This is a genomic window from Micromonospora sp. NPDC051006, from assembly GCF_044456245.1.
Lineage (GTDB): Bacteria > Actinomycetota > Actinomycetes > Mycobacteriales > Micromonosporaceae > Micromonospora.
This window is the reverse complement of sequence record NZ_JBITFP010000007.1, coordinates 42,743-60,011: the sequence shown is the minus strand read 5'-3', so window position 1 is coordinate 60,011 and position 17,269 is coordinate 42,743. Positions and strand designations below refer to the sequence as shown.

The following is a 17,269-nucleotide window of genomic DNA, read 5'->3' as shown; positions in this document are numbered from 1 at the left end:
GCTTGAACACTTCCTACGGCCTCGGGTTAGCCGGTGACTACGACCTTGCGAAACCGGCGCTGAGGGCGGCTCGTCGGGGACTAGCAGTACACTCCGGGCCCGATGATGTCCTCGCCGATACAGCGCGCGACCGCGACGGGCCGGATCACCCACGTCACCCGCCGCCGCCTGGTTGAGGGGTTCGCGGCCATGCCCACGGCACACTGGAGCGGCGACCTCGACGAGCCAGACTTCCTGGCCCGGCTCTACCCGCTCGAAGAGATGCCGAGCAACGACCCGCGTTACGACACCGCCGGTCGCGACATCTTCCAGCACCGTGTGCTCAACCCGCTCGACTGGCCCGACGACTGGATCTTCAGAGATGAGCGGTTCGGGCTGGCGGACAACGACGAAGCACTGCTGGCCTTCCTCGTCGAGATGCTGCACCCCGAGGTCCGCACCAATCTTGCCGAGGTCGAACAGCTTCGGGACTTCCTCAACGAGGTGCTGATCCACGACGGCTACGAGATCGTCCAGGTCGATGCCATCAGCGGTGCCCCGATCTTCGACTACCGCCTGATCGGCTCCGGCGTGCGCGGCTCCATGAAGAACCTCATCTTCGCCGCGCTCGGGCCCAAGCCGGAGATCGTGCTGGACGACGCGGTCAACAACGACCTGCACTTTGTCCGCAACGCCGAGAACTGCCTGGTGTACGACCGGCCGCTGGGCGCACACGGCCTGACCTGGGCCGAGCTGACCGACTGGTGGGCCGATCGACAAGGGATGACCGGCGAGCCGTACCGGGACATCTCACGCAGCCTCTATCGCAGACTGGACCAGTCGCTCGGCGACAACGACGCCGAGCGGCGCATCCTGCGCACCTACGCCGGGCGCTACGTCCGGCTCGGTCCCGACATCCCGGCCCTGATCCCGCAGGTCTACCTGCACTACGACCCATACACCGCGACCGAGCGACGGGCACCCGGCCCGCTCCCACGTCAGCGCATGGACTTCCTGCTGTTCCTGTCTCACCGGGCCCGTGTCGTCATCGAATGTGACGGCAAGCAGCACTACGCCGACGCCGACGGTCGCGCCGACCCGCGCCAGTACGCCGACATGATGCGCGCAGATCGCGACCTTCGCTTGAAGGGGTACGAGGTGTACCGCTTCGGCGGCGCCGAGCTCGTTGACGACGATGTCGCACAGCACCTGCTCAGCGCGTTCTTCGACCGCCTGCACCAGCGGTACCACTCATGACCGGGACGCAGGCACCAGTACCGTGTCGGTGTCTTCGCCTACAGTGACACCCGTGCCCGAGGGACGCCACGGTGGATAGCCAGACGAGCCAGGAGCTAGCCACCGTGTCGCAGATGCTGGTCCAAGCCGGGAACCAGCACACGGCGCGGCTGCTGTCACTGGCCGAGCAGGCAGAGATCGGGCAATCGCTGCCCTGGGAGCCCGCGCCCGTTCCCGTGGTGCTGCGCGTACATCCCGCGTTCGTTGGGCTGTTTCGGCCGGCGGATCTGCAGGTGATCGCAGCGCAGTTCGATCGGGTCCGACAGTGGGGGAACGGCGACCGTCACCAGGTGAGCATCGCACCCGTGCTCGCCGACCCCTTCGTCCGCAATGACCTGGGCAGCGGCACGGACGCCATGCAGTTGCGCGACGAGATCGCCGAGACATTGTGGCAGGAGGTCAGTGCCACCAAGCTCCCGGACGTCTGTCGGGCGCTCGGGCTCGATGATGGCGACGTCGACGAGGCGATGGCCAGCAAGCGCGCGTACGTGCGCAGCCGGACCAGCGACTACACCCTGGACCAGCTGTGTCAGCTCGGCTCACGTGTCGTCGAGCAGCATTACCGTCCGCGGCTATGGGGGCTGCTCCAGGTGCACGCTGGCCGGCGTACCGGAGTCGACTCGCCGTTCAAGAACCTCATCTTCGCCGCGGACGGTCCCAAACCGGAATTGGTGCTGACCGACGCGGTGAGCAACACCATCGAGATCAGCAAGAACGGCGAGTTCTGCCTCGTCTACGACCGCGGCTTGGACCCCGGCGGGTTGAGCTGGCGGCAACTGGTCACCTGGTGGACCGTAACCCACACTGAGCCCGGGACCAGCGAACAGGAGGCCGGTCGGCAGCTGTACCTGCGTCTCCGGCGCTCGCTGGACCGCGACCGCAAGCCCTCGGACCCGCCCGGCCCCGAGCGGCAGGTATTCCGCGCATACGGCGAACTGCTCCGCGAACACGGCTTTGACCTGCCGGCGCTGATTCCACAGGTCTACCTGCACTACGACCCCTACACCCGGGCCCAGCGGCGTGAGCCGGGACCGCTACCGCGCCAGCGGATGGACTTCCTGCTGCTGATGCGCGGCCGTTGGCGGCTCGTCATCGAGTGCGACGGCAAGCAGCACTACGCCGAGGACGACGGGCGGGCAAGCCCTCGTCGCTACGCCGAGATGGTCGCCGCAGATCGGGAACTCCACCTGGCCGGCTACGAGGTCGTGCGCTTCGGCGGCGCGGAGTTCCAGTCGCAGGAACAGTCTCTGCCGATGCTGCGCCGCTACTTCACCCGGTTGTTCATCGGCCACGGCTACCTGCCTGAATCCGCAGCGTGACATCGCTGGTCGACGGCCGGGAGAGCACGCCGCCAGCTCGGGCAGCAACCACCGAATGACGACCCGGCACCACGGCTGGGCCAACGCGAGCACACCGGGACGTAACCCTGACCCGACACGGATGGCGACCGGCCTGCCGGTAGTAAGCAGCGAGAAACCAACGGTAACGCTGGTCAGAGCCGGTACCGCAGGATGGCGGGACCGCTCGTGCCGACGACCAGCTGACCAGCGCTACCGTTGATTCCGGACTGAAAACTACGGCTGGGCCAAATCAGCGCGTCGTCACCCATCTCGGGGAAGCAGTTATCGCTGCCCATCGCGAAGGCGCCCCAACGATGAAGGACACCAGGACCAGCCCTAGCAGGCCGAACGTGCCGAGCAACGCGACCAGGCTCGACCGAGTGCGCGTACGGGCCGAGTCGGGATACAGCGGCTCCATCTTCGGATGCACGAGAGGGCACGCTATCGCAGGTCCGCAACACACTTGGGCGGGCGACGGAGACCTAGTGGTGGTCACTGGCGCTCTTCCCAGCGGGAACACCAGAGCCGCCTCTGCAGCGACGATGCTACTGGCCCGCCGGTAGTTTCCAGCCTGAACCGGCGCAGATGATGGCCCGGCCCCCGATCGGCGGTTACCGGGGCCAGGACCCGACCCACCACGGCGTCCGATGGCCAGTTGCGCCCGGGCTCGGTCGAGGGGACTACCCTCGCCGTCATGAGCGGATCACTGGAGCCCCGCCCGGCCGGCACTGTCGCGACTGGATCGCCCGAGACTGCCCTTGCAGGGCTGCAGTCCTTCGAGGTCATGATCCTCGACCGTCTCGCCGCGGCCGGCCTTCCGACCCAAGGCATCCTGGTCGATCTCGGCCAGCGGGACGTATTGATGCGGACCGCCCCATTCGCGCTCACCGACCTGACTCCCGAGAAGCTGATCCAGTCCAGCTACATCTCCAAGATGATCATTGCTGGGTCCGTGGGCCTGTTCGACGCGGCGCTGAACTACCTCTGGGACGAGACCGTCCTGGAGCTTCGCAAGCGTGTCGTGAACTTCGACTTGCAGTACTTCTACGAGGTCGCCGAGAAGTCCGACAAGAGGCGCCAGGAGCTCAAGACCGAGGATGACCTGCCCAAGCTCGACGACCAGAAGCTTCTCACTGGTTGCCGTGAGATCGGTCTGGTCAGCGAGATCGGCTTCCAGGAGTTGGAGCTTATCCGCTACATGCGGAACTGGGCCAGCGCGGCCCACCCCAACCAGGCCGAGTTGAACGGCCTCCAGTTGGCCAACTGGCTAAGCGTCTGCATCCGGAACGTCATCACGCTGCCCTACGACCACATCACCGCTGAGGTGAAACGGCTTCTGGTCAAGGTGAAGGAGCAGCGGCTGGACGACAGCACGATCAGGGAGATCAGCGCCTTCTTCGTGAACCTCCCGGCCGCCCAGGCCGACCCACTCGCGTCCGGACTTTTTGGCCGATACACCGATCTGACCACCACACAGGACACCCTGGACAACATTCTGCGGCTCTGGCCCGCGCTCTGGAACCGGACCTCGGACGAGATCCGCTACAACTTCGGGTTCCGGCTCGGCCGGTTCCGCGCCAACGGCGATCAGGCCGAGGCGACCCTCGCCCGGCAGCTGATCGACCTCGTCGACGGCGCCGCCTATCTGACGGTCGAGGAACGGTCCTGGGAGATCGACAGCACCCTCGATGAGCTTCGCGACGTGCACTACGCCTGGAGCAACTTCTACAACGAGCCGCCGGTCGCCCGTCGGCTCCGTGAGGTCGTTGGCCAGAACAGCGCCATTCCGGCCAGTCTGAATCGGAAGTACGTCCTCGGCCTCGTCGAGGTCTTCCTGACCAACGGCAGCGGCGTTGCGGTCAGCGCCGACCCGATCTATCAGGAGCTGATCGAGAAGTTCACCCCCGAGCAGGCGTCAGTGGCGCTGAGGTCGTTCACCGACCCTGACGTCGTCGCCAAGCTGCACCGGCCGCTCTCCCAGCAGAAGTGGGCCCAGCTCCTTCAGATCATCGGGCACAAGCTCACCGGCCGGAACGAGCGCGAGCTGTTCGATGCCGTTCAGGCCTTCGCCGGCGAGCCCTTCCATCTGGCCAAGGACGCTGGAATCAAGCTCCAGCTCCAGCGATTCCCGAACTAGAAGCCCGGCGGCCATGGTCGGCGCCACCGTCCGCGCGTCGACGGTCGTGCGTCCGGCGCGTCGCGGACGGGGGGCTCCGGTGACCCATCATGGCGTGCCGCCGGGTGCCTTGACCCCGCACCCCTGGACAGACAGCCCCAACGAGTGGACATCGCAGTAGACCAAGGACGGCGCCGACACCCGTAAGCAGACGCCGGTTGACCCTAGACGCGCCGAAGCACACAGACGACCTTGCCCATGATGACCGCGTGTTCTGCGGAGATCACCTCGTAGAGTGGATTTCGGGGGACCAGCTCGATGCGACCGTCGCAGGTCCGGTAGGCCTTGACCGTCGCCTCCCCCTCGATCATGGCAGCAACGATGTCGCCGTTCTCGGCGACCGCCTGCTGGCGCACAACCACGACGTCTCCGTCGCAGATTGCCGCCTCGATCATGGAATCGCCCTTAACCATCAATGCGAACAACGTGCCGTGCCCTACCAGGGCGCGAGGCAGCGCCAGCTCGTCCTCCACGTGTTCCTGAGCGAGGATCGGGGCGCCAGCAGCGATAGTGCCAAGCACCGGAACTTTGACACCTGGCTCGTCTGCTCCGTTCGATGTTGTACCAACCTGCGCCCTGCGGATGTCGACCGCCCTGGACGCGTTTGCCTCACGACGCAGGAGGCCACGCCGTTCCAGCATGTTCAAGTGGTGCGCCACGGACGAGGGGGAGCCAAGCCCGACTGCTGCGCCGATCTCGCGCACCGTGGGTGGGTAGCCGTGCTGCAGGATCCAATCGCGTATCACAATCAGGATGCGCTGCTGCTTGGCACTGATGTGGGGCGGCTCGGCTTCAGCCCCATCGGAGGTTGTCATCCACGGACAATACAACGAATTTAGAACGCGCGTACTAACACGCTTGGTGCGGGCGCCGGTCGCCCGGCATCGGCACCGCGTACGGCACGGCGGGCATCATCGGGTACCCGAACCCCTCGGGCTCCCCGCCGGGAGGCGGCGAAGCCGTATCCAGACGTGCGTTCTGAGGCAGGCGTGGGTGTAGCCGATGTTGTCGCCGATCACCGTCAGCCGCGAACACGTGCCCGGCTGTGGGAGGTTCGTCTCCACGAACAACCGCCGCTGCACATCCGATCTGGCCTCGTTAGGATATGAGGCTCAAAGCGACCGCCACCGGCAGCTGGCTGAATCTCCTTCCGGTCTTCGGTACGGCCGATCGATATTCGGTTGAAATCAACTCGGACCCCGGCGTGGCCCGCTGAATGTCCTCCGCCTTCGGCCATGCGACCGCTACTATCATGGTCGATCAATTCAGAGAGCCTCGCGGTGGCGGAGCACCAGCGGCTGCGAGTCGGGTGGTGGCACCCATCTGCACCGCGGCATCCGCCTCTGCTCGCCCAACCGGTACATGACCCCGTAGACGGGATGACCCTTGACGGTGAGCACCTCGGCACCATCGTCGATGGCGTCGTCGTCCGGTCCGGGGCGCGGATCCTCCGGGTGGCGAATGGATCGGTCAACCCTTCTCAGGCTGACGCACTAGGTCTGCGACCCCAGCTACATCTCGCCGAAGTAGCCCTCTTCCTCGCCCACCAGCGTACGGAGCAGCGGGGACATCCGCCCTGCGCTGGCGGGTGGAGTGGCGCGGCCGCGACGGGCCACTGCGCTTGCTAGGGACGGTGCTAACGGTCTGCCCGCCGCGGCCCGTCGGCCTGACACCCAAGCACCTGCGGCCGATTGACCAGTTCATCGAAGACCTCCACGCTTGATCAGTTCGCTTCCGTCCGGCCCTCCACGGGCCGGCGCGGTGGCTGACTGGTGTGCGGCAGCTGGAAAGGACACACGACTCCCCGTGACGACGCGATACAACCCACCGCCGAACTGGCCCCCGCCCCCGGCCGGGTGGACGCCCCCGGCCGGCTGGACGCCGGACCCGGCATGGGGCCCTCCGCCGCCGAAGTGGCAGCTCTGGGTCGATGAGGAAATCCCCCTGTTCGGGGCCCGCGGCAAGGCGCGAGAGTTGGCCGCCGAGAACGGTGAGCTGCAGAAGAAGCTGAACGCGTGGCATGCCGAGGCCACCAAGCTGCAAGGCCAACTGAACCAGCGCCAGGGTGAGCTCACCCAGCTGCGAGGCGAGCACGACCGTCTGCAGTCCGAGATGCGGCGCCTGGGGCAGATGGCGGCGTTCGAGCTGGAGCAGTACCGCGACCGGCTGACGCAGCAGACAGCCGAGCTCGAACAGCGAGTGGGCGCGCTGAGCCAGCAGGTGGTCGTCACCGAGGAGACCGTGCTGCTGCAGGAAGCCGGCGTGTACGAGTACCGGCACCCGCTGACCGACGCCGTCGCCTACCAGAGCAAGCTCGCGACCGTCCAGGACCAGATCAAGGCTATGGCCATGAAGGATGGTGGCGCCGTCCAGGCGGACACCCGCGTAACCATCTCCGGTTCCGAGGCCAAAGGACGGGCCATGGTCCGGGACTACTCGAAGCTCATCCTGCGCGCCTACAACGCTGAGGCCGACAACCTGGTTCGCGGCCTCAAGCCCTACAAGATGGACTCGGCCATCGAGCGCCTGAACAAGGTGGCGGAGACGATCGCGCGTCTGGGCAAGTCGATGGACATTCGGATCTCCAACGACTACCACCGCCTGCGCAGGAAGGAGCTCGAGCTCACTGCGGACTATCTGGCGAAGGTTGCCGAGGAGAAGGAGCGGGAGCGGGAGGAGAAGGCGCGCCTGCGCGAGGAGCGGAAGGTCCAGCAGGAGATCGAGCGCGAGCGCGCACGCCTGGAGAAGGAGAGGCAGCACTACGTCAATGCGCTCGCCGCCCTTCGGGCCAAGGGTGACGCCGAGGGCGTGGCCCAGATGGAGGAACGCCTCGTCGAGGTCGAGGCGGCGGCGGAGGCCGTGGACTATCGGGCCGCGAACGTTCGCGCCGGGTACGTCTACGTGATCTCCAACATCGGAGCGTTCGGCGAAAGCATGGTGAAGATCGGCATGACCCGGCGGCTCGACCCGCTCGACCGTGTGCGGGAGCTCAGCGACGCCTCGGTCCCGTTCAACTTCGACGTGCATGCCCTGTTCTTCTCCGAGGACGCCGTCGGCATCGAGACCCAGATGCACACCCGCTTGGCGGATCGCCGCGTGAACCTCGTCAACCAGCGCCGCGAGTTCTTCCACGTCACCCCTCAGGAGGCCAAGACGCACCTGCTCGCGCTGACCGGCAACCTCTTGCAGTACGACGAGGTGCCTGAGGCCCTGGAGTACCGGCAGAGTCTCACCAGCGTGCGGGTGGAGCCGTTGAGCGGCACCAGCAGCGCGGCAACTGCCGACGGGCCCAACGCCTGACCGTCTGGCCCGCCAGGCGCGGGCCGGCGCGGTGGATGAGCGATCAGCGGCAACCAGTACCGAAAGCAGTTGCTCGCTCGTCGTGCCCTAGCTCAGCTTCCACTCAGCCGGCTGCCCCTGGTTGGCCCCTCCCTCGTACACCGCGACGGACGGTTTGCTGGGCGGCATTCCCGCGTCACCATGGACCTGCCCGCTTGTTCACGCTCGCGCCAGGGCATGTCGGCCGATATCGAGCCAACTTCCGGTTCACCGGCTGCGCCGGTGAACCCAGCTGGTTCTACGAGGAATGGGTGGTACACGTCAGCAACGGCCAGGTCGAGCCTGACCGGTTCATCCAGGGCGCACCGGACCGCGACGTCGACGACCGCGTGCATCTCTACGGCGGACGACACGGCCAGAAGGCTATAGCCATCGCCGACAGGCCAGGCTGACGCGCTGACGGCGGCAGAAGAGTGCACCTGGCCCCCTGTTCTCGGCCGGGCCCTCCGTGCTTCCGTGACCTATCGTGCTCATCGTCGAATACAGACCGGAGGTAGCTGATGGCTCGAACACAGCTGTACCTCGTCCGCCACGGCGAACAGGATCCGGCGTCCGGTCACGCCTCGGACGGAGGCCTTTCGCAACTCGGTCGCGAGCAGGCGGACAGGCTGGGCCGACGGCTGCGTACGGTGCCCTTTTCGACGATCCACCACAGCCCGTTGGCCCGGGTGGCCCAGACCGCCGACATCATCGCCGGCCATCTCCCACAGGTGCCACGACACGACTGCGACCTTGTAGCGGACCGAACGCCGGTGCCCTCCGCCGGACAACGTGGCCGATACCCGGGCCGGTGGCTCGACTGGCTCGATGGCGTGCCCGACGAGGAGCGCGACGAAGACGCGACGGCCCTGCAGGCCGCTGTCGAACACTTTGGTGTCACCGGCGACAACGACCGGCACGAACTGCTGATCACGCACAACTTCGTGATCGGGTGGTTCGTCCGCCACATGCTTGAGGCCCCGGTGTGGCGTTGGATCGGCCTCAACCAGGACAACTGCGCGATCACCATCGTGCAGTGAAATTCCGACCGACCGCCGACCTTGGTTAGCTTCAACGACACCGGGCACCTGTAGCTGTGCGGCATGCGCTCTTCGGCTAGGAGAGGGCGCCGTCCCTGACAGCTGCGAACTCGGTGGCGTGAGCTCTGGGTCAGGCGTGAGGATGCGTCCATGGCCTGTGATCCGTCGCTCGCTCGCGCTCGACAGGTCTGGCTTGAGATGGCTGGTGTTCCGATGGCCTTTCCCGCTGACGGCGGCGTTGACGTGGCCGTCTCGACCGGATCGCGGATCTCCCCGCCGGGTTGGATCGGAATCGTCGCGTTGGGCGACGCCGCCATCATCACCGTGCCGGCCAACAGTTGGGTCGGGACCGTTCGCGAGGTGCTGCAGGGTCTGCCGGTCGAGGTTTTGACCAACTCTGACCGGCTGGCGCAGTCCTGCCGGTCGCCGAGGTGCTGGGTCCGGCGAGCCTGGCTTACCTCCATGTAGGCGACTTCCGTCCGGCTGGGCTCGATACCGTGGATGTGGTTCCTGGGGAGCCTACCGATCTCGCCAGGCTCCTGGCGTCTGTCACGGCCGACGACGCCGACGAATGCGGGTTGGCCGATATCACCTCCCGCGCGTTTGTGGTGCGCTGGGGGAACCAGGTTGTCGCGGCGGCTGGCTACCGACGATGGCCGGGGCTGGTGGCCCACTTGTGCGTCCTCACTGCGCCGAATCACCGCGGGCGCGGGCTGGCACGTGCCGTTGCCTCCGTAGCAGCCGCAGACGGCGTGGCGAACCATCTGCTGCCGCAGTGGCGGGCCCGCCCGGAACCCTCCCGCCGAGTGGCGCGGGCGCTGGGATTCCGCCAGCTCGGCGCCCAAATGAGCATCCGAATCGGAACCTGAGCCCACACACCAGTCGCCGGCTACGGCCTTGCTCGAGCGCGGCGCGAGTCGCGCGACCTGCGGCAGATCCGTGCACCTGATCGTGGCTGATCGCCTGTGCGCCGCGAGAAGCCGGCGAGCGACTAACGCACCTAGGTCCGGAGCGCGGCGCAGCATGAGCAAGGAGCCGCGATCGCATGCTCAGGCATGCGACCGCTGGAACCGGCAGCTACTAGGGAGCATTCACGGTCACGGTGAGTCCGTTCGGCGAAACGGCGATCTCGCCCCCCGCAGTAGAGAGGACCTTCAGTGCCACTAGCCCGAGCAACACTATGGCCGGCAGCATCACCGGCCTCGCCAGATCAGCCCAGTCCTGCCTGGCCGCGTTAGAGCCGCTCGTTCGCGAGCCGCCTCGCTGGTGAGGTGCAGAACCCGCCTTGTTGCTGGTTGGTCGCATGGTCATGCCGAAGACTCCAATCATGTCTGTGTCGAGCAGTGTACGCACGCTGTATCAGCTTCTGCAAGACTGATAAGAAGGCTACGTATGCATCTCTCTGAGATGCGTTGTGGTAGATTCGGAGCGTGAGGCGAGGAACACCGTCGGCCCAGCTTTTTGGTGCGCTGCTCGGCCTGGTTCGGACGGTAGGGACCGGGGAGTCCATGCGGCAGGTTGCGGAAAAGATCGGTGCGCCGGTCGCGACCGTGTCGCAAACCGAGAAGGGCCAGCGGGCTCTCAAAGAGCCGAAGATCGGGGTGTGGGCTGCTGCGCTCAAGGTGGGCGAAGCTGAGCTGCACGAACTCTGGGTGTTGTCCCAGGGCCTTGTCCCCGCAGGTGACCGCCTCGTCTTCTACGCCGACCCGTCCAATCCCCTGGCTGCGGCGTTCCTGGGTGCCGAGACCCTCCGGGCGTTGCGTGAACGGCCTGACCTCGAACCGATCTACCGTCTCGCCGAGCGGATAGCAGATGTGTTGGGCCGTCTACTTCCATACGGGAAATTCCAAGTTGAACCGGACGATATTGGACGATTCAAGGAGGAAAGGGGTTTGACGGGGCGTGCACTGGCGAATGAAGCCGAAGAGTACGCAGCTGTCATAGCCGCCTTTGTCCCCATACCGTTCATCAATTACTACGAGGACGGCTGGAGCGGCCCCTCTTACGGCGTTGGGGTGCCTCTTCTAGAGAAACCCACTCGCGTCGTGCGGCGACGCGGCAAGTCCGTGAACACGGTTGAGCTTGAGGACCTCATTCGCGACCTGTCAGGGCCCGAAAGGGAGCGGGTGCGGGGCTACGTCGAGGCCATCGTCGAGCAGCGAGCTCACTCGGAGGACTAAGCCCAGCCGGAAAGCCTCGCCCGGGGGTGACACCGCGAAGGACGCGCACATGGCGATTAACCAGCATCTCAGGAGAGCACGGGGCGGCATGAATGGCGACCGGTCGGGTCGGGGCTCCCGATTCTCACCCGACGCCTTCCGAGGCAGCCCACTCTGACGCCTGTTGACTGCGCGGCGACGTCTCGCTCCTGAGACACCTCGAAATCTCTGGAGACCCGTCCCACTTGGGCTCTTGGATCAGGTCGGGGCCCTCGCGCACGGCGTCGACCCGGCGTGGCGAGCATCGGCGCGACCGGCCGGCGCAGCGCGGGGTCCACGGCCGCGCTAGCCCGGCGTCGGGCCGGGCTCACCGCCCGCGCCGGCCGCGAACGCTCCTCACCTCCGAATCGTGGGGGAGGGGACACCGTGCGGAGGCGAAGATCCGCAGAAACGAATGCCCGTGCTGGCGCGCGAGCACCCTGCGAGGCAGGATCACCGGCGTGCTGATCGCCTCCGTCCCCGGCGTGAACCGGGAACACCTACTCGACACGCTGAACAGCCTGCACAATTCACTCGTCTCCGTGCAGGCCGCTGGTCCGATCTCCGCCGTGCAACGAGCCCTCCGCTACCTGGAATGGACGCATGAGACCCGGCGGATGCTGCGGCGCCAGGTCCACCCGGACAGCCTGGAGTACCTGATGCCGGGCAGGAGCTACGAGGTGGTGCTGACGGCGGCCGCCGCGGTGCGCGACTTCAACCTTGCAGCCGCCGAGTCTGGCGAGGAGAGCTACTCCCGATCCGCATCGCGCGATGGTTCGCGGCAGCTGAACGGGCTGCTCGCGATGCTGATGGACGAGCAGGTCGAAACGCTGATCGCCGCCCGGGATGCGCTGGCCGGGGAGATGCAGCGGTTCCAACGCGACGGCGTCCTGGTCGTGCTCGACACCAACATCTACATGGAACACCCGCAGCAGATTGAAGACATCGACTTTGCTGCCCTCCTGCACGCCGGGTTCGAGCCGATCCACATCCTGGTGCCCCTCGTCGTCGTCGACGAGCTCGACAAGGGCAAGCGGTCCGGCTGGAATGGGTGGAGGGCCGGCTACTCGTTGTCCTACATCGACCGCGTCGGGCAGCAGGGTGGCCTGATGCGGGAGAAGGACATGAGGCACGACGAGACCGCGCGAGGCCAGGTCACCATCGAGGTGGTCCTCGACCCGCCGGGCCACGTCCGGCTGCCGATTAACGACGACGAGATCGTCAGCCGCGCTCTCGCTATCAAGACTCTCGCCGGCAAGCAGGTCAGACTGGTCACCTACGACACGGGCATGGCGATGCGTGGCCGAGCTGCGGGGCTCCAGGTGTGCTGGCTCGAGCAGCCACCGAAGGACAAGAAGATGCAGGCGCGACGCCGCCATGGGGAAGAGGCCGACGATGGAGAGCGGCGAGGCCAGCGTGGCTCGGCAGGAGCCGCCGGCTGAGATCGGCCGCCGGCGGTGGTCGTCTTCGAGGTGGCCACCGCGCGGCGGGTCGGCGCGCATCTGCGCTACAACGGCGGGCCGCGGCTTGACGAGATCCGGTGTAGGTGTGGCAGCGAATGTTGCCACGCGTGGAACACCATCGCCCGTGCCAACGGCGCCGACCTGGAGGACCGGCAGCACCACGAGCCCGAGACTGAGACCGAGTCCGCCTCCGCCATCGCGGACTACAAGCGGGCGCTGGGCATCGCCCAGTGACGCGAACGGGTGGAGGGGTCAGAACCCGCTGGCATGATCATGGCCTCCTCCACGGAAGGACATGAGTGAGGCTCTGCGAGATCAAAGGCTGTGACGGCAAGTTCGTCGCTCGCGGCTGGTGCCGGAAGCACTACATGCAGTGGAAGCGCACCGGAGACCCATTGGGCACGGCGCGGAGGCCGAAGCCGACGTGCGGCGAGGATGGCTGCGAGCGCGATCACTATGCCAAGCAGCTCTGCCATAGGCACTACCAGCTTGCCAAGAAGTGGGGCAAGAACTGGCGGGAGCTGGCTCGGCCGACTCCGCAGCCACGAGCCGAGACGTGCTTTGTCGACGAGTGCCCCAACCCTGTCCTGGCGGTCGGGTACTGCGGCTCCCACTACCAGCGCCTTCAAAAGTACGGCGACCCGCTGGGGTTCAGGCATCGTCCGTGGACGCCGCGCCTGAACGGAGCTGCTTGCCCGTGGTGCGGCGGGGCGGTCAAGCGATCGGCCGGCAAGCACAAGGTCTTCTGTAGCTCCGGGTGCGCCGATGCGAGCTGGACCGCCGGGCCGAACGGCATCAGGCACAACTCGCGCCGCCGCAGCGCCCTGGCCCGGGAGAAGGCGGACCTCATTACCGAGCGGGACCTAGCGCGACTCCTGGCGCGCCAAGGCGGTCTCTGCGCGTACTGCCGCCTCGCCGCGCCGGCCAGCATTGACCACATCGTGCCGCTCAAGCTGGGCGGACGTCACAGCATCGGCAACCTCGCGTGGGCCTGCGGGTCATGCAACTCCAGTAAGAGCGACCGCCTGCTGTTCGCATGGCGAGTCACTCAGCGAAGGGCGCTCGCGCTCGCCGCGTAGCTCGGCAAGGGAGTGATGTCCCGCGCACATCAACGTGTTAGGTCGCTACGCCCTTCCTCGCCCCATCGACCGACAGCGCTCTTGCCCGGGATCGGGGGAGCAGGAGCCGCACCACCGACGAACCGACAGCGCTCTTGCCCGGGATCGGGGGAGCAGGAGCCGCACCACCGACGACCCGACCGCGTACGAGGACCTCGGCCTTCCCCTTCGGACCGAAAAACATCACCTAGCGGGTGACGGTCAGGCGGCGGAGGATGAACAACCCATACCGTCACGCAGCGAAGGGGACAGGATCCCAAGCGGCTCACGGGCGCCCGCCGTGGCTCAAGTAAGTGAGAAGACTCAGGAGATGGCTCAGTTTGTTGAGAATGGCTCAGGACGAATGAGAAGTGACAACTTCCTGGCATGGGAGCGCCGGATCCGGGAGATCGCGCCGGCCTACAACAGGTTCGATAATGTACATTATGTCAAGTAGACCGGATCGGGGGTCTCCTCGATCGGGGCCGGCGGCCCGAGATACGTCGCCACCGCAGTCGCCCGCTGCTCGATGGAACTGGGTGCGATCGCGACCAGTTCGTGGCCGTGCTCGACGTACACCTGGGCGTGCACGCGCGCGAACTCCAGTGACTCGGCGAGGCTGATCCGGCGGGCCGAAGTCGGTGTCACGAAGCCCAGCGGCTCGACCAGGAAAACCTGGCGCTGGTAGATCCCCTTCAGGGTGACCCGGTCCACCTCAGCGGCCAGCGTCGGACCCACCGGCCGGCCCAGGTAACGCGCCAGCGCCAGGGTGCACAGTGGTGAGCGGTCGTAGACCTGCACGTGGCCTCGCGCGTCGGCCGCCTGTTGGCGGTGCCGCTGAAGGCGTACGACGGCCTCGACGAAGCCGGGCTCGCTCCACGGCTCGTCGCTGCCCCGCCTCTGCCGCACCGTGATCACATCGGTCGCCGCCTCGGCGACGACGGGATATCCCCGCCGCCGAAGCTCCTCGGCGATGCTGGTCTTACCCGCCCCCGGCGCCCCGGTCAGCACATATCGGCGCATCTCCGCACTCCCCCCGCCTGCCACAAACGCGAAAATCATGCATAATATCCCTTATGCATGACAAACAGGACAACTCGGTGGCCGACCTGATCGAGGAGTTCCTGACCGCCCGGGCCACCCGCAAGCCCTCCCCACACACGCTGGAGGCGTACCGGCGAGACCTGCGCGCCGTCGCCGCGCTGGCCGGGGACGTGCTCGCCCCTCCCCTCCCCCTCGACGTGCTGCCCGTCGACGCCCTCTCCCCCCGCGTCATGCGGGCCGCGTTCGCCGGGTTCGCCGCGCCCCGCGCCGCCGCGTCCGTCCACCGTGCCTGGTCCACCTGGAACAGCTTCTTCACCTTCCTCGTCGCCGAAGGGGTGGTAACGGGAAATCCGATGCCGGCGGTGGGACGCCCTCGCACGCCGCTCCCCCAACCCAAGCCACTGCGAGGTGAGGACACGCCGGAAGAGTTGCTCGCCGCGGTCGTACGCGAGGCCGGCCGGCAGCGCGACCCCTGGCCGGAGCGCGACCTCGCCGTGCTGGCGGTGGCGCTCTGCGCCGGGCTGCGCCTGAGCGAGCTGTTGGCGCTGCGGGTGGCGTCCCTGGCCGGTCGCGCCGGTGAGCGCCGGATCGAGGTGCTCGGCAAGGGTGGGCGGCCGCGTTCCGTGCCGATCGAGGACGGTCTGGACCGGGTGTTGGCCGACTACCTGGACAGCCGCCGGCGTCGGTTCGGGGCGCGCAGCGTGCGGCCGGATTCGCCGTTGCTGGTGGACCGCCGGGGTGAGCCGCTGCGCCGGGGTGGGCTCCAGTACCTGGTGGAGTCATGCTACCGGCGGGCGGGCATCACCGACCGGGTGCCGCGCGGGGCGCGGTTGCACGCGTTGCGGCACACGTTCGCGACGCGGCTGGCGGAGGACGGGGCGAGCGCGGCGGAGATCATGCGCCTGCTGGGGCACGCGTCGTTGGCGGCGTCGCAGGCGTACATCGAGGTGACGGCGGGTCAGCAGCGCGCGGCGGTGCGGTCCAACCGGACCAACCGGGCGCTGGCCGTCCCGACAGCTGCGAGGTAGCTGTCGTCACGGTGGGCCGGGGGCCGGTGCGGGGCGAGCATCCGTGGCGTCGCGGTCTTGTTCGGGTCCGGAGAGCAACTCGTAGCAGACGAGGGCGATGAGGAACGCGGTGAGCAGGCCGAGGGCGATCATGCCGGGCAGGAACCGGCCGGCGGGCAGTAGCAGCAGTACCGCGCCGGGGGCGAGGAGTTGTCCCGGTGTCCCGCATCGGAGGCTGAGGCTGAGAAACATCGCCCGGCCGGCGAGGTACAGGGCCGTCCCGCCGAACAGCGCGACGGCCGGGATCCAGCCAAGGGGTGGGTCGGCGCCGCCGTGGGCCTGCTGGTGGGTCAGTCGGGCGAGCACCTGCTCGACCCCGAGCGCCAGGTAGATGGTCCCGGCGATCAGCGGGAAGTGGGCGACGCTGTAGGCGTTGGTGGCCATCCGGCCCCGTTCCGCGCCGGTCTCCGTCCTCAGCGTCTGCTCGGCGGTCGTCGCGCTTCGCGCGTACAACCGGTACAGGCACACCGTGGCGGCGAGGGTGAGCAGTGCGGCCAGCAGGACGGGTCGATGGGTCGTGCCCGCTCCGACGCCGGCGCCCACCGAGATGAGGGATTCGCCGAGCGCGATGATCACCACGAGGCTGTGCCGCTCGGTGAAGTGACCCGGGCTGCGTACCGGCCAGCCGCTCAGGTGTCCGGCGAGCACTCCGCCGGACAGGTCGACGACGAGGGCTGTGGTCCAGAGCAGGATCTGCGTGGTGCCGCCGTACATGGCCCCGAGGACGAGCGGGATCCAGGACAGCGCGGTGGTGAGGGTGTAGTAGCGAATGGTCGTGCGCAGCCTCCGGTTGCCCGCCGCCGACCAGTGGTAGAGGGCCAGGTGGGTCGACCTCAGCACGATGTAGGCCAGGACCATGGTCAGCCGGGGTTCCGCCGTTCCTGGACCGGATTCCCAGACCTCGGGGATGACCAGGGCGGTGAGGAAGACGGCGGCCATCGCGAGGGTGGTGCCGACGCGCAGCAGCCCGGCGTCGATTCGGGCGTAGTTTCCCAGCCAGGCGTAGACCAGCCAGGAGATCCACAACAGCAGCAGGACGACGAGTCCCTGGATCAGGGTCGCCGGGGTGGGCCGCGCGGTCATGAACTGGGTGACCCGGATGAGGGCGAAGACGAACACCAGGTCGAAGAAGATCTCGAAGAGGGTCGTCCGGTGCGTCTCCGCGGTCATGACCGCCCGTGACCGCTGGATCCGCCCCATCACGTCATCTTCGTGCTTCGCCACGCCGAGTGGGCTTCTTCGCCCGGCTTG

The 17,269-nt window shown here is 67.3% G+C and carries 16 protein-coding genes; 13 read left to right on the top strand and 3 right to left on the bottom strand.

The window, feature by feature from the left end; all coding sequences use genetic code 11:
- The first annotated feature begins 102 nt into the window (after nt 1–102).
- The 3 genes from ACIBBA_RS14195 (at nt 103) to ACIBBA_RS14185 (ending at nt 4,752) form a co-directional block, all read left to right on the top strand.
- Nucleotides 103–1,236: a DUF559 domain-containing protein gene (locus ACIBBA_RS14195; protein WP_396697155.1), complete on the top strand. Its 1,134-nt coding sequence runs from the start codon at nt 103–105 to the stop codon at nt 1,234–1,236.
- 104 nt (nt 1,237–1,340) lie between these two features.
- Entirely contained in the window at nt 1,341–2,594 is a 1,254-nt protein-coding gene (locus ACIBBA_RS14190; RefSeq protein ID WP_396697153.1) for a hypothetical protein, read from the top strand.
- A gap of 715 nt (nt 2,595–3,309) precedes the next feature.
- A complete protein-coding gene (locus ACIBBA_RS14185; protein ID WP_396697151.1) occupies nt 3,310–4,752 on the top strand; it encodes a hypothetical protein in 1,443 nt (480 codons plus the stop codon).
- Nucleotides 4,753–4,955: 203 nt separating this feature from the next.
- Here ACIBBA_RS14185 and lexA read toward each other — a convergent pair whose 3' ends face one another.
- Nucleotides 4,956–5,606 carry a transcriptional repressor LexA gene (gene lexA / locus ACIBBA_RS14180; protein WP_396697149.1) on the bottom strand — a complete coding sequence of 217 codons (651 nt, stop codon included), beginning with the start codon at nt 5,604–5,606 and terminating at the stop codon, nt 4,956–4,958.
- A 1,159-nt stretch (nt 5,607–6,765) separates the two neighbouring features.
- On the opposite strand from lexA, the gene ACIBBA_RS14175 reads away from it, so the two are divergent.
- From ACIBBA_RS14175 to ACIBBA_RS14135, 9 genes are all read left to right on the top strand, one after another.
- Nucleotides 6,766–8,091 carry a DUF4041 domain-containing protein gene (locus ACIBBA_RS14175; protein WP_396697147.1) on the top strand — a complete coding sequence of 442 codons (1,326 nt, stop codon included), beginning with the start codon at nt 6,766–6,768 and terminating at the stop codon, nt 8,089–8,091.
- 194 nt (nt 8,092–8,285) lie between these two features.
- Entirely contained in the window at nt 8,286–8,522 is a 237-nt protein-coding gene (locus tag ACIBBA_RS14170; RefSeq protein WP_396697144.1) for a hypothetical protein, read from the top strand.
- Nucleotides 8,523–8,630: 108 nt separating this feature from the next.
- Nucleotides 8,631–9,149, top strand: a complete 519-nt coding sequence (locus tag ACIBBA_RS14165; protein WP_396697142.1) for a histidine phosphatase family protein — start codon at nt 8,631–8,633, stop codon at nt 9,147–9,149.
- 150 nt (nt 9,150–9,299) lie between these two features.
- Nucleotides 9,300–9,617: a hypothetical protein gene (locus ACIBBA_RS14160; protein ID WP_396697140.1), complete on the top strand. Its 318-nt coding sequence runs from the start codon at nt 9,300–9,302 to the stop codon at nt 9,615–9,617.
- Nucleotides 9,581–10,018, top strand: coding sequence for a GNAT family N-acetyltransferase (locus ACIBBA_RS14155; RefSeq protein ID WP_396697138.1), 438 nt, complete (start codon nt 9,581–9,583; stop codon nt 10,016–10,018). Before ACIBBA_RS14160 ends, ACIBBA_RS14155 begins: the two co-directional genes overlap by 37 nt.
- A gap of 639 nt (nt 10,019–10,657) precedes the next feature.
- Nucleotides 10,658–11,329 (top strand): hypothetical protein, encoded by a 672-nt coding sequence (locus ACIBBA_RS14150; protein WP_396697136.1) that lies wholly within the window; start codon nt 10,658–10,660, stop codon nt 11,327–11,329.
- Between the two features lie 479 nt (nt 11,330–11,808).
- On the top strand, nt 11,809–12,789 hold the full coding sequence (locus ACIBBA_RS14145; RefSeq protein ID WP_396697134.1) for a PIN domain-containing protein: 981 nt from the start codon (nt 11,809–11,811) through the stop codon (nt 12,787–12,789).
- A gap of 15 nt (nt 12,790–12,804) precedes the next feature.
- Entirely contained in the window at nt 12,805–13,044 is a 240-nt protein-coding gene (locus ACIBBA_RS14140; protein WP_396697132.1) for a hypothetical protein, read from the top strand.
- A 65-nt stretch (nt 13,045–13,109) separates the two neighbouring features.
- Nucleotides 13,110–13,889 carry an HNH endonuclease gene (locus ACIBBA_RS14135; RefSeq protein WP_396697130.1) on the top strand — a complete coding sequence of 260 codons (780 nt, stop codon included), beginning with the start codon at nt 13,110–13,112 and terminating at the stop codon, nt 13,887–13,889.
- Nucleotides 13,890–14,351: 462 nt separating this feature from the next.
- Here the strand turns inward: ACIBBA_RS14135 and ACIBBA_RS14130 are convergent, their stop codons facing one another.
- Nucleotides 14,352–14,930: an AAA family ATPase gene (locus ACIBBA_RS14130; RefSeq protein ID WP_396697128.1), complete on the bottom strand. Its 579-nt coding sequence runs from the start codon at nt 14,928–14,930 to the stop codon at nt 14,352–14,354.
- 53 nt (nt 14,931–14,983) lie between these two features.
- Here ACIBBA_RS14130 and ACIBBA_RS14125 point away from each other — a divergent pair, with 53 nt between their 5' ends.
- Nucleotides 14,984–15,979: a tyrosine-type recombinase/integrase gene (locus ACIBBA_RS14125; RefSeq protein WP_396697126.1), complete on the top strand. Its 996-nt coding sequence runs from the start codon at nt 14,984–14,986 to the stop codon at nt 15,977–15,979.
- Nucleotides 15,980–15,985: 6 nt separating this feature from the next.
- Here the strand turns inward: ACIBBA_RS14125 and ACIBBA_RS14120 are convergent, their stop codons facing one another.
- On the bottom strand, nt 15,986–17,242 hold the full coding sequence (locus ACIBBA_RS14120; protein ID WP_396697124.1) for a low temperature requirement protein A: 1,257 nt from the start codon (nt 17,240–17,242) through the stop codon (nt 15,986–15,988).
- Nucleotides 17,243–17,269: the final 27 nt, after the last annotated feature.